This window comes from Planococcus alkaliphilus (assembly GCF_057031095.1).
In genome coordinates, this window is sequence record NZ_CM168060.1 from 984748 (window position 1) to 1010221 (window position 25474).

At 45.3% G+C, this 25474-nt stretch carries 26 protein-coding genes and 1 riboswitch; of the genes, 17 read left to right on the forward strand and 9 right to left on the reverse strand.

Features of this window, described 5'->3' with window-relative positions:
- Nucleotides 1-93: 93 nt before the first annotated feature.
- On the forward strand, nt 94-1005 hold the full coding sequence (locus AC2EXB_RS05010; protein ID WP_235198581.1) for a diacylglycerol kinase: 912 nt from the start codon (nt 94-96) through the stop codon (nt 1003-1005).
- A 336-nt stretch (nt 1006-1341) separates the two neighbouring features.
- On the opposite strand, the gene AC2EXB_RS05015 is transcribed toward AC2EXB_RS05010, so the two are convergent.
- Nucleotides 1342-1770: an NUDIX hydrolase gene (locus tag AC2EXB_RS05015; protein ID WP_483603984.1), complete on the reverse strand. Its 429-nt coding sequence runs from the start codon at nt 1768-1770 to the stop codon at nt 1342-1344.
- 217 nt (nt 1771-1987) lie between these two features.
- Here AC2EXB_RS05015 and AC2EXB_RS05020 point away from each other — a divergent pair, with 217 nt between their 5' ends.
- The 7 genes from AC2EXB_RS05020 (at nt 1988) to AC2EXB_RS05050 (ending at nt 8932) form a co-directional block, all read left to right on the forward strand.
- Entirely contained in the window at nt 1988-3334 is a 1347-nt protein-coding gene (locus AC2EXB_RS05020; protein ID WP_483603985.1) for a cytochrome ubiquinol oxidase subunit I, read from the forward strand.
- A complete protein-coding gene (locus AC2EXB_RS05025) occupies nt 3331-4365 on the forward strand; it encodes a cytochrome d ubiquinol oxidase subunit II (RefSeq protein ID WP_483603986.1) in 1035 nt (344 codons plus the stop codon). The genes AC2EXB_RS05020 and AC2EXB_RS05025 overlap by 4 nt, the downstream gene beginning before the upstream one ends.
- A gap of 14 nt (nt 4366-4379) precedes the next feature.
- The gene (gene cydS, locus AC2EXB_RS05030; protein ID WP_397443516.1) at nt 4380-4493 is read left to right on the forward strand and encodes a cytochrome bd oxidase small subunit CydS family protein; all 114 of its coding nucleotides are present in this window, start codon (nt 4380-4382) and stop codon (nt 4491-4493) included.
- A gap of 119 nt (nt 4494-4612) precedes the next feature.
- Complete coding sequence (rlmD, locus tag AC2EXB_RS05035; protein WP_483603987.1) at nt 4613-5977, forward strand: 23S rRNA (uracil(1939)-C(5))-methyltransferase RlmD; 1365 nt, start codon at nt 4613-4615, stop codon at nt 5975-5977.
- A 112-nt stretch (nt 5978-6089) separates the two neighbouring features.
- Entirely contained in the window at nt 6090-7058 is a 969-nt protein-coding gene (locus AC2EXB_RS05040; RefSeq protein ID WP_483604720.1) for a tRNA dihydrouridine synthase, read from the forward strand.
- Nucleotides 7059-7260: 202 nt separating this feature from the next.
- Nucleotides 7261-7419: a Fur-regulated basic protein FbpA gene (locus AC2EXB_RS05045; protein WP_234398963.1), complete on the forward strand. Its 159-nt coding sequence runs from the start codon at nt 7261-7263 to the stop codon at nt 7417-7419.
- A 61-nt stretch (nt 7420-7480) separates the two neighbouring features.
- A complete protein-coding gene (locus tag AC2EXB_RS05050) occupies nt 7481-8932 on the forward strand; it encodes an amidase family protein (RefSeq protein ID WP_483603988.1) in 1452 nt (483 codons plus the stop codon).
- 15 nt (nt 8933-8947) lie between these two features.
- Here the strand turns inward: AC2EXB_RS05050 and AC2EXB_RS05055 are convergent, their stop codons facing one another.
- Nucleotides 8948-9820: a TetR/AcrR family transcriptional regulator gene (locus tag AC2EXB_RS05055; protein WP_483603989.1), complete on the reverse strand. Its 873-nt coding sequence runs from the start codon at nt 9818-9820 to the stop codon at nt 8948-8950.
- 175 nt (nt 9821-9995) lie between these two features.
- Here AC2EXB_RS05055 and AC2EXB_RS05060 point away from each other — a divergent pair, with 175 nt between their 5' ends.
- From AC2EXB_RS05060 to AC2EXB_RS05075, 4 genes are all read left to right on the forward strand, one after another.
- Complete coding sequence (locus AC2EXB_RS05060; protein ID WP_483603990.1) at nt 9996-11465, forward strand: DHA2 family efflux MFS transporter permease subunit; 1470 nt, start codon at nt 9996-9998, stop codon at nt 11463-11465.
- A gap of 129 nt (nt 11466-11594) precedes the next feature.
- Nucleotides 11595-12752 (forward strand): DEAD/DEAH box helicase, encoded by a 1158-nt coding sequence (locus AC2EXB_RS05065; RefSeq protein ID WP_483603991.1) that lies wholly within the window; start codon nt 11595-11597, stop codon nt 12750-12752.
- Complete coding sequence (locus AC2EXB_RS05070) at nt 12752-13981, forward strand: aminopeptidase (protein WP_483603992.1); 1230 nt, start codon at nt 12752-12754, stop codon at nt 13979-13981. Before AC2EXB_RS05065 ends, AC2EXB_RS05070 begins: the two co-directional genes overlap by 1 nt.
- A 3-nt stretch (nt 13982-13984) precedes the next feature.
- On the forward strand, nt 13985-14908 hold the full coding sequence (locus AC2EXB_RS05075; protein WP_483603993.1) for an SGNH/GDSL hydrolase family protein: 924 nt from the start codon (nt 13985-13987) through the stop codon (nt 14906-14908).
- Nucleotides 14909-14952: 44 nt separating this feature from the next.
- Here the strand turns inward: AC2EXB_RS05075 and AC2EXB_RS05080 are convergent, their stop codons facing one another.
- Both AC2EXB_RS05080 and AC2EXB_RS05085 read right to left on the reverse strand, forming a co-directional pair.
- Nucleotides 14953-15084, reverse strand: coding sequence for a hypothetical protein (locus AC2EXB_RS05080; RefSeq protein WP_260107733.1), 132 nt, complete (start codon nt 15082-15084; stop codon nt 14953-14955).
- A gap of 67 nt (nt 15085-15151) precedes the next feature.
- Nucleotides 15152-16225, reverse strand: coding sequence for a M20 family metallopeptidase (locus AC2EXB_RS05085; protein ID WP_483604721.1), 1074 nt, complete (start codon nt 16223-16225; stop codon nt 15152-15154).
- Between the two features lie 147 nt (nt 16226-16372).
- Nucleotides 16373-16472: riboswitch (TPP riboswitch) on the forward strand.
- A 93-nt stretch (nt 16473-16565) separates the two neighbouring features.
- Here AC2EXB_RS05085 and thiT point away from each other — a divergent pair.
- Together thiT and map are read left to right on the forward strand one after the other, a co-directional pair.
- The gene (gene thiT, locus AC2EXB_RS05090; RefSeq protein ID WP_483603994.1) at nt 16566-17144 is read left to right on the forward strand and encodes an energy-coupled thiamine transporter ThiT; all 579 of its coding nucleotides are present in this window, start codon (nt 16566-16568) and stop codon (nt 17142-17144) included.
- A 201-nt stretch (nt 17145-17345) separates the two neighbouring features.
- Nucleotides 17346-18095: a type I methionyl aminopeptidase gene (gene map / locus AC2EXB_RS05095; RefSeq protein WP_235198591.1), complete on the forward strand. Its 750-nt coding sequence runs from the start codon at nt 17346-17348 to the stop codon at nt 18093-18095.
- Nucleotides 18096-18116: 21 nt separating this feature from the next.
- Here the strand turns inward: map and AC2EXB_RS05100 are convergent, their stop codons facing one another.
- A complete protein-coding gene (locus AC2EXB_RS05100; RefSeq protein ID WP_483603995.1) occupies nt 18117-18836 on the reverse strand; it encodes a tryptophan-rich sensory protein in 720 nt (239 codons plus the stop codon).
- A 215-nt stretch (nt 18837-19051) separates the two neighbouring features.
- On the opposite strand from AC2EXB_RS05100, the gene AC2EXB_RS05105 reads away from it, so the two are divergent.
- From AC2EXB_RS05105 to AC2EXB_RS05115, 3 genes are all read left to right on the forward strand, one after another.
- Complete coding sequence (locus AC2EXB_RS05105) at nt 19052-20851, forward strand: M3 family oligoendopeptidase (RefSeq protein WP_483603996.1); 1800 nt, start codon at nt 19052-19054, stop codon at nt 20849-20851.
- Nucleotide 20852: 1 nt separating this feature from the next.
- Nucleotides 20853-21401, forward strand: a complete 549-nt coding sequence (locus tag AC2EXB_RS05110) for a GNAT family N-acetyltransferase (protein ID WP_235198593.1) — start codon at nt 20853-20855, stop codon at nt 21399-21401.
- A gap of 86 nt (nt 21402-21487) precedes the next feature.
- On the forward strand, nt 21488-21976 hold the full coding sequence (locus AC2EXB_RS05115; protein WP_235198594.1) for a DinB family protein: 489 nt from the start codon (nt 21488-21490) through the stop codon (nt 21974-21976).
- Between the two features lie 7 nt (nt 21977-21983).
- Here AC2EXB_RS05115 and AC2EXB_RS05120 read toward each other — a convergent pair whose 3' ends face one another.
- From AC2EXB_RS05120 to AC2EXB_RS05135, 4 genes are all read right to left on the reverse strand, one after another.
- Nucleotides 21984-22550: a beta-class carbonic anhydrase gene (locus AC2EXB_RS05120; protein WP_483603997.1), complete on the reverse strand. Its 567-nt coding sequence runs from the start codon at nt 22548-22550 to the stop codon at nt 21984-21986.
- A 126-nt stretch (nt 22551-22676) separates the two neighbouring features.
- Nucleotides 22677-23684 (reverse strand): rod-share determining protein MreBH, encoded by a 1008-nt coding sequence (gene mreBH, locus AC2EXB_RS05125; RefSeq protein WP_483603998.1) that lies wholly within the window; start codon nt 23682-23684, stop codon nt 22677-22679.
- A gap of 242 nt (nt 23685-23926) precedes the next feature.
- The gene (locus tag AC2EXB_RS05130; RefSeq protein WP_235198596.1) at nt 23927-24067 is read right to left on the reverse strand and encodes a hypothetical protein; all 141 of its coding nucleotides are present in this window, start codon (nt 24065-24067) and stop codon (nt 23927-23929) included.
- A gap of 85 nt (nt 24068-24152) precedes the next feature.
- A complete protein-coding gene (locus AC2EXB_RS05135) occupies nt 24153-25385 on the reverse strand; it encodes an aminopeptidase (protein WP_483603999.1) in 1233 nt (410 codons plus the stop codon).
- Nucleotides 25386-25474 lie beyond the last annotated feature (89 nt).

The following is a 25474-nucleotide window of genomic DNA, read 5'->3' on the forward strand; positions in this document are numbered from 1 at the left end:
TGGAATTTATCTTCTATTTTAAAGGGAACTTCTTTTGTCTGAAACAGGTCTTATTTTATATTGAACGCAGAACGTCGAGAAAGGCTGAATCGTATGAAACGTGCACGAATTATTTATAATCCAACTTCCGGGAGAGAATTATTCCGCAAACATTTGCCTGAAGTGCTGGAGAAAATGGAACAGGCAGGATATGAAACGTCATGCCATGCTACAACGGGAGAAGGGGATGCCATCCATGCAGCTTCTTTGGCAGTTGAACGGAATTACGATCTGATTGTCGCAGTAGGCGGTGATGGCACTTTAAACGAAGTGGTTTCCGGCGTCTCTAAATTTGAGGACCGGCCGAAAATCGGCTTGATCCCGATGGGGACGACGAATGATTTTGCCCGTGCCGTCCATATTCCGAGAGATATCAATAAAGCAGTGGATATCATTTTGCAGGGGGACTCGATCCCGGTGGATGTCGGGTTGATGGGAGATCGCCATTTTATCAATATTGCCGGCGGCGGAAGGCTGACCGAATTAACTTATGAAGTTCCAAGTAAATTGAAAACGGTTCTTGGCCAGATGGCGTATTATTTAAAAGGGATTGAAATGTTGCCATCTATCCGTTCATCACGTGTCCGCATCGAATACGATGGCAACGTTTTTGAAGACCAAGCGATGATGTTCTTGATCGGTTTAACCAACTCGGTAGGCGGTTTTGAAAAATTGGCGCCGGATGCCAGCATCAACGACGGCAAGTTCACCTTATTGATTTTAAAAGAAGTCAATATGGCGGAATTCATTCGCTTAGCGACGTTGGCGCTGCGTGGAGAGCATTTATCCGATCCGCATGTCATTTATGCAAAAGCGAGCAAGATTGCTGTCACTTCCGACGAACGAGTGTTGTTGAATCTGGACGGAGAATACGGCGGCTTATTGCCGGCCACTTTTGAAAACCTGGCCCGGCACATTGAAGTCATGGTGCCCATCGATTCAATCAGTGAAAAAGACCGTAAATAAGAAAAGCGGAAACGGCCGTTCAGCTCCGGCAGACTTAAGCTGAGCTTCCGAAGCGGCATGTTTGCCGCACAGGAAGAGCAGCTTAAGACCGAGGAGTTGGCCGTTGAAATCTGGACAAAGAAAAGCGGAAGCGCCTATCCAGCTCTGACGGGCATAAGAAGGAACAGCGAAGTGGCGTTCCTTGCCACACAGCTGGGTCGGCTTATGACCTGAGGAGCTAGGCGCTGAAGTCTGGACAAAGAAAAGCGGAAGACTGGATTATAAAAAAAGCAAAAGCGCATGGATGAAAATCCATGCGCTTTTTAAAATGATCATCTAAAAAAATAGCTAATGTGATTACAGCAATTCGATCGCTTTATCTTGTTCAGCAGCCAGCTTCGGCAAATGGTCGACCGGTTCCCAATGGAATTGGAAAGTACGGCCGTTGTCTTGTCCATCACTGACAACGACATGTTCCCATGAATCGACCGGTTCTCCTGTATATTCAAAATGGAAAATATTGCGCTCATAGACTTTATCCTTATGGTTTGGGTAATAATTATATTTGTGCACTTTCCCGACAAATTCCAAAACGACACGCGGCAAGCCGGTTTCTTCAAGCACTTCCCGGTAAAGGGCATCGATCAGCATTTCGTCGTCTTCAATAGTGCCGCCCGGAACTTGAAGTCCTGCTTCTGGCTCACCTTTATGTTCAAATACTAATAATTCCCGATTCTCTTCTGGCCCTCTAGTAATGTAAGCAAATACTTTCCGTCTAGTTTCCATGATGTTTCACCCTTTTTTTTTATTCTAATTAGAATACTAAATATTTAGAAATTTTACAATGTATATATACCCTCTTTTGTCACAAGTTATTCATAGCTGATGGAAAAAGTTGAAGTTTCGGATGGTTTAAGAAAGAGAAGAGAAGGAGAGATAAGGTACAATAGGGGTATATAAGGGGCACGGGGGTACAGGGTTATTTTGAAAGGAGAAAACGTAAATGGTATTTGAAGATACTGCTTTACTGAGTCGAATCTTAACTTTATTGACGCTTTCTTTCCACATTATTTATGCGACGATCGGGGTTGGCGTTCCACTCATGATCATGATCGCGCAATGGGTCGGCATTAAAAAGAATGACGACCATTACATCTTAATGGCTCGCCGCTGGGCGCGTGGGTTTGTCATCACCGTAGCGGTCGGAGTCGTAACGGGTACGGCCATCGGTCTGCAATTATCGCTCCTTTGGCCGAACTTTATGCAAGTGGCAGGGAACGTCATCGCACTGCCGCTGTTCATGGAAGTTTTCGCTTTCTTCTTTGAAGCTATTTTCCTTGGAATCTATCTTTATACATGGGACCGCTTTGAAGACCAGCGAAAACATTTGCTATTGCTGATTCCAGTAGCACTTGGAGCAGCAGCGTCCTCTGTTTTCATCACGATCGTCAATGCGTTCATGAATTCACCGCAAGGTTTTGAAGTGTTGAATGGCGAACTGGTCAATGTCAGTCCGTTCTTAGCTATTTTCAACCCAGCCATGCCGACGAAAGTAGCGCACGTTGTGGCAACAGCTTTCTTAACATGTGCATTCTTGCTTGCATCGATTGCTGCACTGCGCATGATCAGAGGCTCAAACCATATCTACCATAAAAAAGCCTTGCATTTAACGATGAAGCTCGGATTGGTTTTTGCGATTGCAACCGCCATTATCGGAGATTTCTCGGGTAAATATTTGGCCGAATACCAGCCGGAGAAATTAGCGGCTGCAGAATGGCATTTTGAAACCGAAGAAGGGGCAGATCTTGTCTTATTCGGCGTATTGGACGGCGAAGAGCCGAAATATGCGATTCGAATTCCTTATGCGTTGAGCATCTTGGCGCATGGTTTGCCGGATTCAGAAGTAACCGGACTCAATGAATTTCCGAAAGATGAAGTTCCACCGCTTTGGATCCATTATCTATTTGATACCATGGTCTCCATCGGCATGTGGCTTGCTTTCATCGCCTTCGTGTATGTTGTCGCTTCTTGGCGAGGCTGGAAATTCATCAAGCAGAAATGGTTCCTATGGCTGACCTTGATCAGCGGGCCGCTCGGATTAGTCGCGATTGAAGCGGGCTGGTGGTTTACAGAAGTCGGACGGCAGCCATGGATTTTACGGGGCTATATGACCGTTGAAGAAGCCGCGACGACAAGTGGTCAAGTCGATTTGATGATCATCTTGTTTGCTGGCTTGTACTTTATTCTCGGAATCGGAACAATTGTCGTTCTGCTGCGCATGTACAAACGCAATCCGATCGAAAAAGAATTGGCTGACCGCAAAGCTCAAAGGGACGGTGGAAAAGAATGACTTTAACTTTAGAAATCATCGGGATTTCAGTTCTGTGGCTGTTTCTATTTTTGTACGTCATTGTGGCGTCGATTGATTTCGGCGCCGGTTTCTTCAACGCCTATAGTGCCTTTACAAACAAACAGCATATTTTGACGAATATTATCCAGCGTTATTTATCGCCGGTATGGGAAGTGACGAACGTTTTCTTCGTTTTCTTCTTTGTCGGCATTATCGGGTTCTTCCCGCAAACCGCCTTTTATTATGGAACCACTTTACTGGTGCCGGCGAGCATCGCACTTGTCTTGCTCGCGATCCGCGGCTCATATTACGCATTTGCGACATACGGTGCGAAGATCAACCATAGAGGCTATATCTACATGTATGGCCTTTCCGGACTTTTGCTGCCGGCAGCGTTATCGCCGGTGCTCGCCATATCAGAAGGGGGCTTCATCAATATGGTTGATGGAAATCCGCAGCTCGATTATTGGGCTCTGTTTACAAGTCCGCTCATGTGGAGCATTGTTGTATTGAGTTTGACGGCTGTGCTCTACATCTCAGCTGTATTCCTGACGTGGTACGCCAATAAAGCCGGTGATGTGAAAGCGACGGATCTCATGCGCAAATACGCGTTGATCTGGGCGGGGCCTGCTATTATTACAGCAACCGGCATCATTTATGAACTGCGCGGCCACAGCCCTGAACATTACGAAAACTTAATCGGTCTTTGGTGGGTATTCGCAATTTCATTCCTGTTATTCGCTGGAACGGTCTACTTGATCTGGAAGAGAAAAAATTATGGCTTGGCCTTTATTCTATTGGTCGGACAGTTCTTCACCGCATTTTTCGCTTACGGATTCTCGCATTTTCCGTATTTGCTGTATCCGTATTTAACGATTTATGACAGCTTCACGAATGAGACCATGGCGATTGCTTTGATTGTCGCGTTTATTGCAGGGCTAGGGCTATTGCTGCCTTCCTTGTATCTCTTGTTCCGCCTATTCCTATTCGATAAAGAGTATGTTAAAGGAAAATCGGATTATCATGCATAAAGGAGGAAACTGATATGCAGGATTTCTTAATATTTTATGCACCATTCATCGTACTGATTGCGTCCATCGTCGTAGGTTTCTGGATTTCCCTGAAAGACGGAGCGGTGACGAAAGACGAACAAAAATAAACCTTCTGTTGAAGAAGGCAGAAGAGCTGCTGATGGTTTGGCAGCGAGAAGCGCGCGCAGGTTTTGCCTGCCGCGTTTTTTTATTGTATGATAAAGCAATGTGAAATGGAGTGAACACTTTGAAACCAGTACAAAAAAATGATCGGCTGTCTGTCCATGTCGAAGATTTGACCCATGACGGAGCAGGCGTTGCCAAAGTGGAAGGCTATCCGCTTTTCATCCAAGGCGCGCTGCCCGGAGAAGACGTCCAAGTCCATGTTTTGAAAACTTTAAAATCCTATGGCTTTGCCAAATTGATCCAAATAGAACAAGCTTCACCATTCCGTGTGACGGCACCTTGCCCGGTATTTGATACGTGCGGAGGCTGCCAAATCCAGCATCTTTCCTATGAAGGGCAGATGACTTTCAAGCAGAAATTGGTGCGTGATGCCATTACCCGCATCGGCAAATTGCCGGACGTACCGGTGCATCCGGTCAAAGGCATGGATGATCCATGGCGCTACCGAAACAAATCACAGATTCCGTTCGGCACCGATAATGGACGGGTAGTAGCCGGTTTTTACCAGACGCGGTCGCATAATATTGCGGATACGGATATCTGCCTGATCCAGACCCCAGAAGCGGATGCCATCATGGTCGGCTTGAAAAAAAGCCTGCATGAACTGGGCATTGAACCTTACGAGGAAGCGACGCACCGCGGCATGCTACGCCATGTCGTGGTGCGTAAAGCGCGGGCAACCGGAGAAATCATGGTCGTCCTCGTGACGAAGAAAAAGAAATTCAAGCAAGCGGAGCAGACAATTGAAAAGATTCGTTCGCTGGTTCCGGAAGTGACGTCGATCATCCAGAACGTCAATCCTGAAAAGACGAATGTCATTTTCGGCGATGAAACCTTGACGCTTTGGGGCAAAGATGCGATTGAAGACCGGATAGGCGACGTCCGTTTTGAAATTTCCGCGCGTTCGTTCTATCAGATCAATCCGGAACAAACAGAAGTTCTTTACGGGCAAGCACTGGAATACGCCAATTTAACGGGAAATGAAACCGTCATCGATGCGTATTGCGGTATCGGGACGATTTCGTTGTTCCTCGCTAAACAGGCAAAATTCGTCATGGGTGTAGAAATTGTTCCACAAGCCATTGAAGACGCCAAGCGAAACGCCAAACTGAACGGCTTTTCCAATACCTTATTTGAAGCGGGTCCAGCTGAACAAGTGATTCCCCGTTGGTATAAAGAAGGGCGCACGGCAGATGTTTTAATGGTCGACCCGCCGAGAAAAGGCTGCGACGAGCAATTGCTTCGCACGATTTTGAAACAACAGCCGAATCGCGTCGTTTACGTTTCGTGCAACCCAGCGACACTCGCGCGCGACTTGCGCATACTCGAAGACGGCGGCTATCGCACAAAAGAAGTGCAGCCGGTCGATATGTTCCCGCAATCCACTCATTGTGAAGCAGTTGCGTGGCTCGAACTTGCCGAGTAAGCAAGCTGAAGATAAATGAAAAGCAGACGGTCTAGTCAGGATATCCTGCGCTTTCGATGGCCGTCTGCTTTCCTTCTGAATTAGTAAGAGAATGAAAGGAATGAAATTCAACATGACAACTAATTTTTGGCGCGACTTGCCGCGTCCATTTTTTGTGCTGGCGCCAATGGAAGATGTGACGGATGTCGTATTCCGCCACATCGTCAGCCATGCCGGCAGACCCGATGTGTTTTTCACGGAATTTACCAATACGGAAAGCTATTGCCATCCGGAAGGGATGAAAAGCGTGCGGGGCCGATTGCTGTTTACGGAAGACGAGCAGCCGATGGTCGCGCATATCTGGGGCGATAAGCCGGAATTCTTCCGCCAGATGAGCATCGGCATGGCAGAAATGGGATTCAAAGGAATTGATATTAACATGGGATGCCCGGTGCCGAATGTTGCATCGAGAGGAAAAGGCAGCGGTTTGATCCTTCGCCCGGAAGCGGCTGCAGAAATTATCCAGGCAGCTAAAGCGGGCGGATTGCCAGTCAGCGTGAAAACTCGCCTTGGCTATTCCGAGCTTGAAGAATGGCGCGACTGGCTGACACATGTCTTCGAGCAAGACATTGCCAACTTGTCCATCCATTTGCGGACGCGAAAAGAAATGAGCCAAGCGGATGCGCATTGGGAACTGATCCCGGAAATCAAGAAATTGCGGGATGAAATTGCACCTGACACGTTATTGACCATCAACGGAGACATTCCCGACCGTGAAACCGGCTTGAAACTTGTCGAGCAGTACGGAGTGGACGGCGTCATGATCGGCCGCGGGATTTTCAAAAATCCATTCGCTTTTGAAAAAGAGCCAAGAGAGCATGGCAGTAAAGAATTGCTCAACTTATTAAAACTGCATTTGGACCTTCATGATAAATACCTGGAAGAATTGCCGCGTTCGATGTCAGGACTTCACCGTTTCTTCAAGATTTATGTCAAAGGGTTCCGCGGAGCGGGAGAACTGAGAAACCAATTGATGAACACAAAATCGACAGCTGAAGTGCGCGAATTGCTAAAACAAGCGGAGTTGGCTCCGGTTGAGTGATCGCAATTAAATCATAAGAGAGAAGCTATCCATTTGCCGAGCGGCAAGGATAGCTTTTCTTTTTGAAAATAGGGATAAGGCTGAATAAAAATAGATGGCGACATTGTAAAAAGTTGTCACAAATTCTCTTGCTTACAGGTTTTAAATCTCTTTTAGGAAGGGTAAAGAAAAGGGAAGACTTAACAAGGAGAGAATGGACAACATGGAACAGATACCTGAATCAAAATTTGAAGATAAACGTTCGAATGTGATTGAAGAGTTGGTGGCTCAAAACGTGTTCAAGATCAACGGCAGACAGCTTTACGAATTATCTCTTTATGAACTGATGAAAACATATACAGAAAAAGACCAAGTCGGTTAATCCCGGCTTTTTTCATTTGCCAAACGGGTGGACAACGTGGGGAAGGATGGGAGGAAATCAGATGCATGATAAAAAATTGGAAGCCTACCGAAACGAGCGCTTGGACGAAATGACGCTCGCTGAAATGCAAAAAGAGCTGGAGGAAGGAAAAGTCACTTCCGAAGAGCTCGTTTTAATGTATAAAGAAAACATTTCAGTCCGTGATTCTCATACAAACGCCATATTGGAAATAAACCCGGATGCGCTTCAGATTGCCCAGGCATTGGATTTTGAAAGGCGGACAACTGGCGCACGCTCGCAATTGCATGGCATCCCGGTTCTTATTAAAGACAATATGGATACGGGCGATAAAATGCATACAAGTGCGGGATCGCTCGCCATGAAAAATCATTACGCCTTAGAAGATGCATTTGTCGTAAAAAAATTGCGGGAAGCAGGAGCAGTCATTTTAGGAAAAACGAATATGACCGAATGGGCCAATTTCATGTCGGATAAAATGACCAACGGCTACAGTTCACGCGGCGGCCAAGTGGAAAATCCGTACGGCCCTTTTGATGTGGGCGGCTCCAGTTCCGGCTCAGCTGCAGCTGTCACGATGAATTTGGCAGCTGCTTCGATTGGAACAGAAACTTCAGGTTCCATCATCAATCCGGCAGCCCAGAACAGCTTAGTCGGCATCAAACCGACCATTGGCCTGATTAGCCGGACCGGAATCATTCCGCTCTCCCATACACAGGATATTCCGGGTACATTCGGCCGGACAGTAGAAGATGCCGTATCGGTATTTGCTGCATTGATCGGACAAGATCTGGAAGATGCCATTACGGCTTTTGCTATGAAGTTTGAAGGCTATGACTGGTCGGCCCATTATAAAGTAGATGGGTTAAAAGGAGTGAAACTCGCCGTGCCGCGCGCTCTTTTTGAAGAAGCGATTCCGGCTAACCAAATGAAGTTATTTGAACAGGCGATAGATAAGCTGCGGGAATGCGGAGCTGAAATCATCGATCCCATCGATTTAGGTTCTGACCAGGACGATCTCGGATTTGCGGTTCTCCTTCACGAGTTTAAAGCCGATTTAAACGCATATTTAGCGAAATCGAATCCTGAGAATCCGATTCGATCCATGGATGATCTGATTGCTTATCACAATCAGCATGCTGAAACGATGTTGAAGTTCGGGCAGAATCTGCTCGAACAAGCGAATAGCATGAGCGGCCAATTAACGGAGCGCGAATATGTGGAAGCGTTGGAGCGCAACCGTTATCTTGCAGCTGAAAATGGAATCAGCGCAACCTTAAAAGAAGTAGGGGCAGATGCGCTGCTGTTGCCGCAGGATTTTGGCTGCAATGTAGGGGCAGCTGCAGGAGCGCCTTCGATAACTGTTCCATTCAGCTTCACAGATGACAATGAACCTTTCGGCGTTGCCTTTACAGGGAATGCATTTTCCGAACCGCTATTGATTGAATATGCCTATGCATTTGAACAAGCGGGCAACAGACGAAAAAAACCATGAAAAAGAGGCAAGCGTTCAGCGCTTTGCCTCTTTTTTGCGTTCCTGTAAGATATTCCATACTTTTTCAAGCGCCGCCACCAACTCCAGCTCGTACGTATGGCTGTTGGAAAGCGTAGCGAGCGCGCTTTCCATTAATACATATCGCGGCTCTTTGGCTACAAGTTCGTCCGCGAGGAAAATAACCAATTCCCTGGCATCCGGTTCGTCTTCTTGACACACCAAATCCTTTAATTTCTCGCTCAATTCCGGAAGTGTCATTTTCGGAAGCGGGGAGGAAACCGTTAAATTGTTTTTTTGGATAAAACGGTCATTTTGTTTGATTTGATCCGCTATATTCGTTTTTAATCTTCTCAAAACGAAAGAAGAAAGTGCCTTAGTCGGCAACTCCTCAGTCGACGTGACTTTCCATAAATTGATCAGCTGCTGGATAGCGCCGTGCACGGCCGCTGCATTATCTAAAGCGAAAGGCTTAGCCTCGTCACCAAAGACGTCAGTGATGCGGGTAGCAATCCAGTTCAATTCCGTGATGTATACTTCCCGTGCATATTTCTTCAGTTCTTCGTCCTGGGAATAGAAAATGCTTTCGTACAAAGCGAAGAGATTTTTCTCGCGGTTCATCTGGATGCGGATGTACATTTGCTCGGCGAGAACGTCCAAGTCATCGAGCGGCCTTCCGACTGAGGCCGCAATCCGTTTCTGGCGAATTTCGCTGCCCACCGATTCCATAATGGCAATCAGGCATTCCGTTTTGGAGGAAAAATAATTATAGAACGTGCCTTTCGATACGCCCGCTTCATCAAGGATGTCCTGGATGGAAGAAGAATTATATCCTTGATTGATGAAAAGCTTGTACGCAGCGTTCGTAATTTTTTGTTTTTTAGAATTCATTTCATTCACCTTTGTACTCGTAGTCTAGTCTCATCATAGCTTGAAAACACTTTCAAATCAATGTTTTTGTACTGTCGGTATATTTTTCTTGATTAAATTGGACGAGCGGTATAGAATAATGCAATGGAGAAATAAAGAACCATAATCACGCAAGAAATTACGGAGGAATAAAAGAATGACAGAACAGAAAAAACCGCCTTATGGCATTATTGCCATACTCTTTACCGGAGCATTTGTGGCAATTTTTAACCAGACTTTATTGAACGTAGCTTTGCCGTCGATCATGGCAGATTTTGAAATCGATGCTTCGACCGCGCAATGGCTCGTGACCGCTTATATGCTGGTCAACGGGATTTTAATCCCTGCCAGTGCTTATTTGATCCAACGCTATTCAAATCGCTCGATTTTCATCGTAGCGATGTCGTTATTTGCAGCAGGTACCTTATTAGCGGCAATAGCGCCTGCATTTAGCGTCCTTTTAATAGGGCGCATGATCCAAGCGTCAGGTGCAGCCTTGATGATGCCGTTATTGATGAACGTTATGCTTGCAGCGTTTCCAGTTGAGAAGCGCGGACAGGCGATGGGCGTATTTGGATTAGTTATGGTCGTAGCTCCAGCTATCGGACCAACGCTTTCCGGATTTATCGTTGAACATTATTCATGGCGCGTCTTGTTCTGGATCGTCTTGCCTGTGGCAGTCATTCCACTCGCATTAGGTATCTTTAAACTGAAGAACTTGACGTTCCAAGACCGCAACATCTCGCTTGATACCGGATCCTTGATTCTTTCTACTTTGGGCTTCGGCGGCATCCTTTACGGATTCAGTTCTGCCGGAACAATGGGCTGGACCGATCCAGTCGTCATGACGACGATTGCCGTAGGGATTGTATCGTTAGTCATTTTCATATTCCGCCAACTGAAATTGGATGAGCCTTTATTGCAAATCCGCATTTACAAATATCCGATGTTCGCCTTGTCTTCAGCAATTTCCGTCGTGGTATCGATGTCGATGTTCTCGGCGATGATTTTGATGCCAATCTACATCCAAAGCATCAAAGGGATTTCACCGATCAATTCCGGCTTATTGATGTTGCCGGGTGCTTTAGTAATGGGTGTCATGTCACCGGTAACGGGCCGATTGTTTGACCGCTTCGGCGCAAAAGTTCTTGCCGTTCCTGGATTAGTGATTGTAGCCGCCACCACTTACATGTTCAGCCAGCTTAGCATCGATTCAAGCTTTGTAAATATCATGCTTATCTATACGCTGCGGATGTTCGGGATTTCAATGGTCATGATGCCGGTTATGACGAACGGGTTGAACACCTTGCCGTTGAAATCGTATCCGCATGGTACGGCGATCAATAATACTTTGCAGCAAGTAGCCGGAGCTGTCGGTTCTGCATTCTTGATCTCCATTATGAATGCCCGCACAGAATCCGCAGCAAAAGATTTAGCTTTAAGCGGAACACCGCCGGAGCAAATTTTGAATATGGCGATGCTTGAAGGCATCAACTTCTCATTCTTTGTTTCCACGTTCATTGCGTTAGTGGCGCTGCTGTTAGCCTTGTTTATCAAAAAGCCAACGCGCCCAGCAACCGAAGCGGAAAAAGAAATTGTCTATAAACAAAAGCAAGCAACCGAATAATCTTAGCCAGCCTGAAAAAGGGCTGGCTTTTTTGATGGAAACGAAACGCTTGCCGGGATTCTTCAAAATGTCCAGCTAGGGCGCCAAATATGGTACACTATTAGCATCGAAAAGAAGGTGGAATAAGAGATGAATTTTATAAATGAACTGGATCCAATTTGGCAAGGAAAATGGAAAAATGCTGGATTTGAACAAGCAATGCCGATACAAGAGCAGATGATTCCTGAAATGCTTGCGGGCAATGACATCGTAGCCGAGTCTCCGACAGGTTCCGGAAAAACTTTGGCTTACGTACTGCCGATTTTGCAACGCATCAATCCGGAGAAAAAATCCATCCAAGCGATGATAGTAGCACCTTCTCAAGAGTTGTCGATGCAAATCGTCAACGTATTGCGCGATTGGACTGAAGGTACGGACGTTACTGTCACCCAATTGATCGGCGGCGCGAACATGCAGCGGCAGCTGGAAAAGCTCAAGAAAAAACCGGCAATTGTCGTCGGAACGCCAGGCCGTTTGAGCGAATTGGTGAAAACCAAAAAACTGAAAATGCATGAAATCCGGATATTGGTGCTGGATGAAGGCGACCAGTTGATGGCGCGCGAACACCGCAACTTGATGAAGGACTTGATTGAAAAAACACAGCATGACCGCCAGCTTGTATTGGTTTCAGCGACGATTACGGAAGAAGTCGAACTAGTGGCTGACCGTTTGATGAACCATCCGACACGCCTTCGTGTTACAGCGGAAGACATGCCGATGCAAGGGAAAGTCACTCATTCATTCATCAAAGTGGACGAACGCGATAAAACGGATCTGCTTCGCAGAATTTCGCATATTGAAGGAATGAAAGGCCTAGCTTTCGTCAATAACTTGGATCAATTGCTGATGAAAGAAAATAAATTGAAATTCCGCGATGCCAAAATCGTGACTTTGCATTCTGAAATGAACAAAGACCAACGGAAAAAAGCGCTGGATTCGTTCCGTAAAGGAGAAGTTTCCATTTTGATCGCGACGGAAGTGGCGGCAAGAGGTTTGGATATTGACGCCGTAACGCATGTTATCCATGTGGATGTGCCGCAATCGGTTGAACAATACATGCACCGTTCAGGCCGGACAGGCCGTGCAGGTGCAGATGGTGAAGTCTTGACGCTGCTCGCTTATGCAGATGAACGGCATTACAAGAAATTCACCAAGGAATTGCCGTCTAAACCGGTCCAAAAAATTCTTCATGGCGGCCAATTGGTGGCAGGCAACAGCAAAACAATTTCTGAAAAGGGGAAAAAATAATGACTTTTCAAGAGAAAATGGAACAATACGCAGAACTGACAGTCCATGTCGGTTTAAACGTTCAAAAAGGGCAAATCATTTTGATCAATACAACGACGGATACAGTCGAGTTTACTCGCTTAGTTGTCAAAAAGGCGTATGAAGCCGGAGCTAAACGCGTCCATGTCAATTACGCTGATCCTGTCCACACGCGCGACCACTACGAATTGGCGCCGGACGACGCGTTTAACGAATATCCGGAATGGTCAGTCGTCCAGCGGGATGAAATCATTAAAACCGGCGGTTCGTTCTTATGGATCGATGCAGAGGATCCGGATTTATTGACCGGGATCCCGACAAAACGATTGTCGGATTCACAGAAATCAGCAGGAAAGGCGTTGGAAAATTACCGCCAGGCTGTTGGATCGGATAAAATTGCATGGTCAATCATTGCCATTCCTTCAAAGAAATGGGCTGAAAAAGTATTCCCAAATCTTGAGGGCGATCAGCAAATTGAAGCTCTTTGGGATGCCATCTTTAAAACAGTGCGGATCGGCGAAGGCGATGCTGTCCAGAAATGGACAGACCATGTAGAACATTTAGAAACCCGTGCTGCACAATTGAATGAAAAACGTTTCGCGAAATTGCATTACACAGCACCAGGCACGGATTTGACGATTTCACTTCCGGAAAAACATTTATGGCTGACGGGTGCAGCGAAAACGCCGCAAGGCAATTCGTTCATCGCCAATATGCCGACTGAAGAAATCTATACAGTCCCGACTAAATATGGGGTGGAAGGTTTTGTCCGCAATACAAAACCGCTTGTATACCAAGGGAATATCATTGATGATTTCACACTGACTTTTGAAAAAGGGAAAATTGTAAAAGCGGTGGCTGGCGTCGGCCAGGAACTGTTGGATGAGATGATCCAGTCTGATGAAGGGGCAGCTTATTTAGGGGAAGTGGCATTAGTGCCGCATGAATCGCCGATTTCAGACGCCAATATTCTTTTCTACAATACATTATTCGATGAAAATGCTTCGAACCATTTGGCAATCGGCGATTCGTATCCGACTTGCTACGAAGGAGCGCGTGATTTGGAACGTACGCAATTGGAATCGATCGGATTAAATACATCGATTGTCCACGAAGACTTCATGATCGGCAGCGGCGAAATGTCGATTGACGGAATTCATGAAGATGGTTCAAGCGAACCGGTTTTCCGGAATGGAAACTGGGCATTTTAAGAGGTGAGCAAATTGAAGAAAATAGGAATTGCGTTGATGCTGCTTTTGATGTTTTTCGGTTCTTCGGTGCAAGCACAAGCAGCTATTAAAATACCAGCGGTCTATGTGGCGTTGGGGGATTCCCTAGCTGCCGGGCAAACACCCAATTCCCAAATTGATGCGGGGTATGCCGACATGATTGCCGGAGAGCTCGCACGCCATCAGCCGGTCGCTTTATTCACAAAAGACCTGGCATTTCCGGGATTTACAACAGAAGATGTTTTGGAAAGAATCAAGTCTCCGGAAGCAAAAGAAGTATTGGCTTCGGCCAATGTCATCACATTATCTGCCGGGGCAAATGACTTACTGCGCTTAGTGCAAGTAAACCCAACAGAGGGGTCGCTGACTTTCCAGCAAATCCAGGCGGACTTTGCATTGAACCAAGCGCGGCAGAACATGGAATCTATTTTAGCCGAATTGAAAACAAGAGCTCCGAAAGCGGATGTCTATGTCATGGGCTATTATTTTGCTTATCCGCATGTCCGGGATTCGCAAAAAGAAGGCACTGGCAAACAATTGGACCGCTTGAATGCGATTTTAAAACAATCTGCTGCGAAGGCAGGCGCCCAGTTTATTTCGGTTGACGCCGCTTTTGGCGCATCACCAACCGATAAAGTGCCGAACCCTGCAGATGTCCATCCGAATTTCACAGGTTATCAAGCGATGGCCAATGCTTTTTTAGATCGTTACCAAAAAGGGTGGAAAGTTGAAAAAAACGAACTGCCTGCACCGAATCCGTTAAGCTTTGAACAAATCCTCCAAGCGCAGGAACAAGATGGCGCACAAGAAGCAGAAGAGCCCGCGCTTGAAAATACATCCGCTATGCGTCCGTCTGAAGACATGGATGTGGATTATTTAGCTTTGCGTGAAGCCCTTCCTTATATTTGATCCAAAAGAAAGCCGCAGCGATTTTAATCGCTGCGGCTTTCTTTTTATCGTTTGGAGTTTGGTGTCTTATAAGGTGTCGTATTTCCGGCTTTTCTGCTGTTCATTACTTTTTTAATAATTGGATAGGCAATAGGTGCAATTTTAATTGCCGTCTTCACGATACGTCCGATTCCCATATTCATCGCTCCCATCATAGATTCGCTAGTAAATGATTTCCCTTATTTCGTGAAACGCAAACCTCTTTCATTTTGTTAAGGCATGGGCTAAGAGAATATCTTTGTATTCATGGACGCTGGAAATTAAAACATATTCGGCATTGCCGTGCCAATCATCGCCGCTCGGACCAAATTCAATCGCGCCTTCACCGCCGGTAACCGCCGCATAGTAGCGGGTATCCGCAGCCCCGTGCTGGCCGAACAGGATCGCTTCCTGATCTGTCACCGTTTTAATCGCCTGCTGTAAAGTTTGGATATAAGGATTTGCTTGAGTGGTCGTTAAAGCTGGTGTAGAGCCGCTTGCTTTATACTCCATATCCACGTTTAACGTATCAGCGAGATCAGCCATCTGCCGGATGATTTCTTCTTTGTCTTGGCCCGGCATAAAGCGGATATCGTAGGACATCTGGCAAATTTCCGGAACCACATTATAGCGGTCGCCAGCGTTGATGATCGGCAAGTTGACGGAAGGCTGCTCGTAGTATTCCGTAGATTCTTTTCGGAAAGGCAATTCGCTTATGGCCATATGGTATTTCATCGCAGACTCGATGGCATTGATGCCTTCCCAAGGACGGCTGCCGTGCGCCGGTTTTCCTTTAAATGTCAAATCCATGCGTAAGATGCCTTTCGATTGAAGCCCGACTTTTAAGCCGGTCGGTTCACCGCAAATGACGAAATCGCCATGGTAGCCTTGATCAACCAACCATTTCGATGTGTTGCGGCCGCCAATTTCTTCGTCAGTGACAATATGTAGTTGAACCGTTTTCTCCAAGGATGCAGCATCGAGTTCGACAAATGCCTGCATCATCGCCGCTACGCCTGCTTTCATATCAGCGGCTCCGCGGCCGTATAAACGTCCAAGTTCTTCAAACGGCGTAAATTGTTCATTGTGGCCAGGCACGACATCCACATGGCCATTCCATATCAAAGTCTCATCGCCAGAGCCCTTGATTGCGGTAAGCATCATGAAGCCGTTGTTTTCGTGGACTGTGACGGTTTCCCCTTTTTCTTTCAACCAATTGGCACAAAATACTAATGCTTCATTGGCACCTTCTTGGTCATCGCTTTTGATTTTAATCAAATCCTTTAGTAAATCGATCATGTCCTGAGCAGCAAAATGGATTCTTGCTGCTTTCACCACCCTTCAAAATGATTCATCATTAAAAGTGTACCCTATGAACAGCGCTTAAAACGAATTGCTTTCACATTCGACCTTGTGTACAATGAAAGTTGAAAGAATAGTTATTGTATACACCACAAGGGGAGCTTTTGCTGAGAGTGAACACTTTTGTTCTTACCCTTTGAACCTGTAAGTTAACGCTTGCGCAGGGATGTGGATAGAAACCTGCCCTTTATGCGGCGTCAGGATCTGTCCTGGCGCCGCTTTTTATGGTTTTTTTCTGCGGCTCTTCTGGTGATGTGCACAACACAAGGAGGAAGTCATGAGAAATTTACGTGTTTTGTTAATGGTGGAAATTGCGATATTCGGAGCACTCGGGTACGTGCTGGATTTTGTCGCTTTTAAAATGCCGCAAGGCGGATCAGTCAGCTTGGTCATGATCCCTATTGTATTGATGGCGTTTAGAAGAGGCATGGCAGCTGGAATTTTAACAGGGCTGTTAGTCGGGCTGCTGCAAATAGTAACCGGCGTCATTTCTGTTACGCCTTTGTCATTCGGTTTTGTCGTGATGCAAGTGATTTTAGATTACCTGGTGGCTTACGGAGTAGTCGGTTTTGCAGGGCTTCTGCGCGGTAATTATTTGAAAGCCCATCAGCAAGGAAAATCAGGCGGCATGATTGCCGCTGTAGTAATCGGCGTATTGATTGCTTCTCTCTTGCGCTATCTGATGCATGTAATCACGGGTGTATTATTCTTCGGAATGTTTGCTGAAGGCAATGTGTTTGTTTATTCGGCTGTCTACAATGCCACGTATATGATTCCCGTGTTCTTATTGGCCGCTGCAGTTTGCTCAGCACTTTTCACCGCTGCACCGAAACTGGTGGATGCGGAAGTCCAATGAAATAGTTAAAAGGATAAAAAAGAACAGCCGCTGGAGACGAAGTTTCTCCAGCGGCTGTTTTCGTTGTGGAAGGCCCGCAGGATGCGGGTCATGTAAGCGTTGCAACACGATGTCGCGCTTTTAGCTTACCTTCTTCAAACGGGCGCTTGCGCTTTTCGTATGCTATAATTTTCAGTAGACAATTTGAAAGAAGGGTATTAAATGATTGCAACGAATGAAAAAGATATCGAAATGCTGAAGAAAGCGGGGCGCATGGTAGCTGAGATTCGCGAAGCGATGAAAGCAGCGACGAAACCAGGCGTTACGACAAAAGAATTAGATGAATTGGGCGGCAAAATGTTCAAGGAACTTGGCGGCGTGTCCGGCCCGAAAGCGGAATATGATTTCCCGGGCTTTACATGCATCAGCGTAAATGAAGAAGTGGCCCATGGCATGCCAGGCAAACGCGTTATCAATGATGGCGACATCGTGAATATTGATGTTTCGGGTTCTTATGAAGGCTATTTTGCAGATACGGGCATTTCTTTTGTGGTTGGCGAAGGCCATCCGGAAAAAGAAAAATTATGCCAAGTAGCAGAATCTGCATTTGACCGGGCAATGAGCAAAGTCAAAGCAGGCGCAAAGCTGAACCAAATCGGGAAAGCGGTAGAGCGTGAAGCGAAGCAGCAAGGCCTTTTCGTCATCAAGAATTTGACAGGGCATGGCATTGGAAAATCATTGCACGAAGCACCGCAGCATGTCTTGAACTATTATGATGCCTGGGAAACGACGATCTTAAAAGAAGGCATGGTTTTGGCTGTTGAGCCATTCATTTCCCAAAAAGCAGAGCATATTGTGGAATCTGGCGACGGCTGGACATTCATTACACCTGACCAATCGTTGGTCGCACAGATTGAGCATACGGTCCTTGTCACTAAAGGGGAACCGATCTTGCTGACAAAACTGAATTAAACACAAAAAAGATCCTGTCTATCAGGATCTTTTTTTGATGAGCAGAATGCCCGTTAAGATGACGCCGCTTAAAAATAAGGAAGCGGTTGTGACCAGCAGTTCGTTGGTGCCATGTTTCACGGCAATGCCGATAAATGCCCAAACGAAAACGAGCGCGTACGGAATGTCAAAATGATGGAAGCGAATATGAAGTGCCAACGCAGTCGCTACCGTAAGCATGATGACTGTCCATAACTGATCGCTCAGCCCCCAGCCGCTCCAGTTGTAAGAAGTTAAGACAAAGCTCGTGTTAGCAATCGCTGCGACGCTGAGCCACCCCATGTTAATAGAGATTGGAAGGCGTTCTGTCAGTTTGCGCTCGGAATTGCTGTATTGCAAATACAGGGCGATCAAGGACACCAGGTAGGCAAAGATCGCTAGAACAGACCAAGCAAAAAACTCATAATGCCATAAGAACAGCCAGGCAATATTAAATACAGCGCTTAAGGTGAAGAATAAAGTGATTTTGAATGACGGGACTTCCCCTTTTTTATAACGGAGCCAAAACCCGACGATCCAGATAGCCAATAATATGTAAATAACGGACCAAATTGAAAATACATAGCCAGCTGGTGTAAACAGAACCGGAAGGCGATTGGAAATCTCACCAGTGGTTTGTCCATTAAGCGGCAAAATATTCGCTAATGAGTTTATTACGATGATGCCGATATATGCGAGTGTCATCAGCAGTATCCTAGCCATAAGAGATCCCTCCTCATATTTTAGTATACCTGTCAGGAAGCGCTTCAACAAACATCACTTCCAAGAATATTCATAAAAAGGAAGGTTTGTGAATATCGTGTGAGAGTTTCTTCAAAAAGCCCTCCACTCGAAAGTTCGAGTTGTTCCGACATTTTGCAGGAAATGGTATACTTATAAGTGTTTTTAGAAAATTAAGTTTACCAGGGGGTAAAACAATGACGGTTAAATTTCCGGAAGTATGGGATTTGGATGTGTTGTTCCAGGGGGGCAGCGATTCAAAAGAATTGCGGTTACATATGGACGAGGCAACACCAAAGTTAAATGAATTTGAAAAAACAGCTCAGCGTTTTAAAGCGCCGACATCAAGCGGCGATGCTGAAATGGTGGCAAACCTTTTAGAAGAAGTAAATGCATTGATGCAGCATCTCAGCCAATCGGGTTCATTCATCGGCTGTTTGATGGCACAAAATACGGAAGATAAGAAAGCGGCAATTCTGCAAAGTGAATCTTCTTCGCTGCATGCGCGTTTTGATGCTTCTCTCCAGAAAATCCAACAGGATTTGACGAAAACGGATGATGCGGTATGGAAAGAATTGCTTTCGCACGATTTATTGAAAGAATTCAGTTTCTTCTTGAACGAATGGCGGGAAGAAGCGAAAATGCAGCTTTCCGAAAAAGAGGAGAATTTGATCACAGCCCTCAGTATGGATGGCTATCATGGCTGGAGCCAGCTCTATGATATGTTAGTGGGCGAAATTAAAATCAAAATGACCATTGATGGCGAAGAAAAGACGATGTCTGTCGGACAAGCCAATAACTTGAGCTCCCATAAAGATGCTGAAATTCGGAAAGAATCTTATGAGAAGTTAGAAGAAGCTTGGACAGATAAAGAGGACTTTTTCGCCAAGACCTTAAACTCGATTGCGGGATTCCGTTTGGAAGTGTATAAAAAGCGTGGTTGGGACAATGTCTTGCAAGAGCCTTTGCATATGAACCGGATGAAACAGGAAACATTGGATGCGATGTGGGGCGCAATCAGCAAGAATAAACAGCCATTTGTAGCATATTTAAATCAAAAAGCAGAAATTCTCGGGAAAGATGGCTTGGATTGGTACGATGTGGATGCGCCTGTAACGGAAAGCACGCAGCAATTTACCTACCAAGAAGGCGCTGATTTCATATTGGAGCATTTCGGCAAGTTCGGTCCGGAGCTGCAAAAATTTGCACTTCAAGCATTTGAAAAGGGCTGGATTGAGGCGGAAGACCGTCCGAACAAACGACCGGGCGGTTTCTGCACTGAATTGCCGATGGCAGAAGAATCCCGGATCTTCATGACGTATAGTGGGTCCATGTCGAACGTGGCCACTTTAGCACATGAATTGGGCCATGCTTTCCATTCGTACGCGATGCACCCAGTCCATGGACTTAACCGTTCCTATGCGATGAACGTAGCAGAAACAGCTTCGACTTTCGCTGAAATGATTGTCGCAGATGCAGCTGTAAAAAATGCCCAATCGAAGGAAGAGAAAATTGCTTTATTAGAAGATAAAGTACAGCGAAGTGTCGCGTTCTTTATGAATATTCATTCACGCTTCTTATTTGAAACCCGTTTTTATGAAGAACGCAAAAATGGAGTCGTGCCAGCAGCCCGTCTGAACGAGTTGATGGAACAGGCGCAAACTGAAGGATTTGCAGGCGGATTGAAATCAACGCACCCGCATTTCTGGGCATCAAAATTGCATTTCTATATTACGGATGTACCATTTTACAATTTCCCGTACACTTTCGGCTATTTGTTCTCGCTGAGCATCTACGCAAAGGCATTGGAAGAAGGCGCCGATTTCGAAGGCAAGTATATGGCATTGTTGAGAGATACCGCTATTATGACAGCCGAAGATTTGGCGCTTAAGCATCTAGGGGAAGATATCACAAAAGAAGCCTTCTGGGAAAAAGGCATCGCCCTTTGTGTGAAAGATGCAGAAGAGTTTAATGCGCTAACATCTTCTATCGAATGATATGAATCTATTATTCAACGGAAAGACTTGCTACCTTCGGACGCTTACTGTAGATGATGCGGAAGAGATGGTCCAATTATTAGTGCGAAACCGTGATTACTGGGCCATCTATGAACCGCGCCATCAAGACAGTTATTTTACGGCATTGGTGCAGCGTGAAAAAATACGGGAATCGATTTACCAGGCACGTGAAAATCGGGAATACAGTTTTGGAATTTTTGAACACGGAACGGATAAAATGATCGGCCACATCTCCATGTACAGCATCAAACGTTTGCCGTTCCTCAGTGCGTTGGTCGGCTATTCAATCGATGAGGCTTATATCGGCAAAGGCATTGCGACAGAAGCGGTTCGGCTGGTCAATACGTTCGGCTTCGAGCAATTGCGGCTGCACCGGATCGAGGCATATGTGTCGCCGAGGAATATGGGATCAATCCGCGTTCTGCAAAAGACCGGCTTCCTGAATGAAGGCTTATTGCGCGAATTCTTGTACATCAACGGTGTCTGGGAAGACCATTACCAATTTGCTTTGCTTGAAAGCGAATTTTGAAAGGGCAAGGCCGCCTATAAAAGATGGTGGAAAGATGTTGTCCGATGGTTTTCAGAATAACGGCATCAGTGAAAGGAAGAGGAGAGATGGATAGAAAAGATTTGTTTTCTTATCATCAATGGGCTACTTTGGCATGTCTTCGGCATGTTCAGTCAATAGGGGAGGACCTCTATACCAAAATTGGCGATAACTCTTTTGAGTCGATCGAAAAAACCGTAGAGCATGTGATTGGTGTGGAAAAACTATGGCTGTTGCGGATGAATGGCATAGAAAGTCCGGCATTTGAACGTTACGAGGTCTCAACGACGGAAAAAGCGATTGAGGCGTTTATGCTCTTGCATGCTGAAATGGAATTGTATTTCGCATCTCTTGGAGAAGAACAATGGCAGGAAATGCTTTTCTTTAAAAACTTGCGCGGCGATGAATTTCACAATACGAGAGAAGAAATGCTCTTTACGGTCATCAATCATGCTTCCTATCATCGAGGGCAAATCACTTCTTTTCTTCGCCAGTTTGGCAAAGCGGGTATTCCATTGGATTATCTCTATTACAAAAAGCAAAACAAAAACCGCTGAGAAAGTCTCAGCGGTTTTCATTTCCATCAACCACAACGTCGAGTTTGCCGGTTGTAGGATCTATTACAAGGCCGTGTACAGGAACCTTGCTATCAAGCAACGGATGGTTTCTCACCATCTGAACACTATGTGTAACGCTTTCTGTTACGTCTTCAAAGCCGCGAAGCCATCCTTCCAAGTCGACCCCGGAATATTGCATCATTTCAATGGTTTTGCGTTCAATTCCTCTTGCTTCCATTTTGGATAAAATGGATTGAGGATCGATTGCTGACATTCCGCAATCATGATGGCCGATAATATAAATTTCGTCTGCTTTCAGTTCATAAACAGCTACGATCAAACTGCGCATTATGCCGCCAAACGGATGATTGATCACCGCACCGGCACTTTTCACAATTTTAACGTCGCCGTTTTTTAAATTCATCGCTTTCGGCAGCATTTCAATAAGGCGGGTATCCATACACGTCAAGATGACCACTTTCTTGTCTGGAAACTTCGTCGTTATGTATTGCTCGTATTTCTTCTCTTTCACAAACTCATCGTTATAAGCTAAGATATCTTCCAACATCGACATAGTGAATCCTCCTTAAAGTTACTTCCTTTATTTTAAAACAAATTTTCCGATAACACGACTGTAAACCTTCAATATTCAAAAAAACAGTTTGGAAGCGCCGGCTTCCAAACTGTTTGTTCAAACAAATTAGCGAGAGATTTTTTCAATTTTGTTCAGCATAACAAGCGAGCGGCCAGTACCGATTGCGACGGATTCAAGCGGTTGGGGAGCAGTATGGACAGGTACGGAAATTTCTTCCGATAGCCATTGCTGCATGCCTTTCAACAAAGCGCCTCCTCCGGAAATCACAACGCCTTGGTCGACGATATCACCGGATAGTTCAGCGGGACAGTTTTCAAGAGTAGCCCGGATGCATTCCAAAATAGAAAGCAAGGATTCTTTTAAGGTTTCCTGAATTTCCGTAGATGTTAACGTGACGGTTTTTGGCAGGCCAGTCATGATATCGCGGCCGCGGATTTCCATCGATTCGGATTTATGCGGAATTAGCGCATAGCCGATTTCTTTTTTGATATTTTCAGCCGTCCGTTCGCCGATCAATACATTATAATGTTTGCGGACATATTGGACAATGTCTTCATCCATACGGTCTCCGGCAACTTTTACCGTATTTGCAGAAACGACCCCACCGAATGAAATAATGCCGACTTCGGTAGTGCCGCCCCCGATATCAACAATTACGCTCGCGATAGGTTCGCTGACGGGCAAGTCAGCACCGATTGCAGCGGCAACAGGTTCTTCGATCAAGTGGACACTTTTTGCTCCACTTTGTTTGACAGCATCATGAATGGCACGGCGTTCAACAGATGTAGCGCCACAAGGGGTGCATACCATGACGTTGGGTTTGCGTAGAGATCCCCCCATTTGCTTGGCTGCTTTTTGCATAACCATTTTCAGCAACTCGGTTGTTACATCAAAGTCAGCGATGACGCCTTCTTTTAATGGACGTACAACCCGGATCGATCCGGGGGTTTTTCCAATCATTGCTTTTGCGTCTTCGCCGATCGCGATGACTTTATTCGTCTTCGTGTCTAATGCAACAACTGAAGGTTCATTTAAAATAATGCCTTTTGCTTTTGTGTATACTAAAATATTTGCTGTTCCTAAGTCGATTCCGATATCCGTTGAAGAAAACATGCCTAAACTCCTCCTATTATAAAACAATTACCATTCTGCATTTTACCATGTATAAGAGGGGTTCAAAAGCACGCAAAAATAAAATGATACATAAGAAAGGTCTATTGTTGCGGAAAATTACAAAAAGGCAGGTCTATAGATAGAGAATGTAATGCGTATGTAAAATAAATGATTTAAGAATGTAAAGAGAAAGTCTTGCAGAATTGAAAAAAGCCGCTTTCTCCGAGGAGAGCGGCTTTTTCTTAAAATCTCTTTTTAGGCATCGGGTCTACTTTTTCTGCATCATGAGAGTGAAGTTCTTTCCCAAGGAAATGCAAAAGGGTGAAGAAAAACAAGAAAATAACGACCATAAAACCAAGTGTGATTGTTACACCTTCTAACATAATGATAACTCCTCTCTGAACTGTAATCATCATTACTCAGTATACATGATATAACGGAAAAAATTAAGTGTCCAATTATTGATGATTAAAAGGCCCAGTTGCCGTTGCGGAAAACGGGTTCGCGAGTGCCATCTTCCAAGATGCCATCGATATCCATTTCTTCTGAACCGACCATGAAGTCAACATGGGTAATGCTTTGGTTCAATCCATGAGCCAGCAATTCTTCTTGGGACATGGTTTTGCCGCCTTCTAAGCAGAATGCATAAGCACTGCCGATCGCGAAGTGATTTGAAGCATTTTCATCGAATAGCGTGTTGTAGAACAAAATATTCGAATTTGAAATTGGCGAGTGATGCGGCACGAGTGCAACTTCTCCTAAGAAATGCGATCCTTCATCCGTAGCGATCAAATTCTTTAATACATCTTCGCCTTGTGCTGCAGATGCATCAACAATTTTACCGTTTTCAAAAGTGATTTTAAAATTATCGATGATATTCCCGCCGTAGCTTAATGGTTTTGTGCTGGAGACAAAACCGTTGACGCCTGTTTTATCCGGCACCGTGAAGACTTCTTCAGTCGGCATATTCGCCATGAAAGTGTTTCCTTTTTCATTGACTGATCCAGCTCCACACCATAAATGGCCTTTTGGAAGTGCCACTTCCAAATCGGTTTTTGGTGAAGTGTAATGAAGCTTCGCATATTTTTTGTTATTCAAATAATCCACTTTTGTGTGAAGGGTGTCATTATGCTTTTCCCATTCTTCAATCGGTTCAGGCAAATCGGCCCGGACTGCTTTGAAAATGGCATCCCATAATGCATCCACTTGCTGGTCTTCCGGCAAGTCTGCAAATACTTTTGCCGCCCAAGCTTTTGAAGGCGCTGCCAAAACAGTCCAACTGATTTTATCGGACTGGACGTATTGGCGGTATTTCTTCAATCCGGTTCCCACTGCCTTTTGATTGGCTGCAATCTTCTTCGGATCAATGCCGTTTAATAGATCAGGGCTTTGCGAAATGATGCTGATAAATGCAGCACCTTGTTCTGCAAGCTGTTCGCGTTCTTGAATTTTCCACTCTGGGTATTCAGAGAATGAATCTTCAGGAGCCAGTTCATAACGAAGGCGAGAGATTTCATCGTCGTTCCAATCTACATGGACTTGCTTAGCGCCAGCCTCATAAGCTTGTTTTGTGATAAGTCGGACTAGCGGTGCGGCATCAAGGGAGGCAGCGATATACAATTGTTGTCCAGATTGAATATTTACCCCCACTTTTACAGCCAATTCTGCATACTTTACTAATTTTTCATTAAAAGATGTCACGTAAATCTCTCCTTTCATCATTATTATATTAGCAATCTTCAGTCATGTACTGCAAGGTTTAACATCACTTTGCCTTTTTAAGCTTGCAA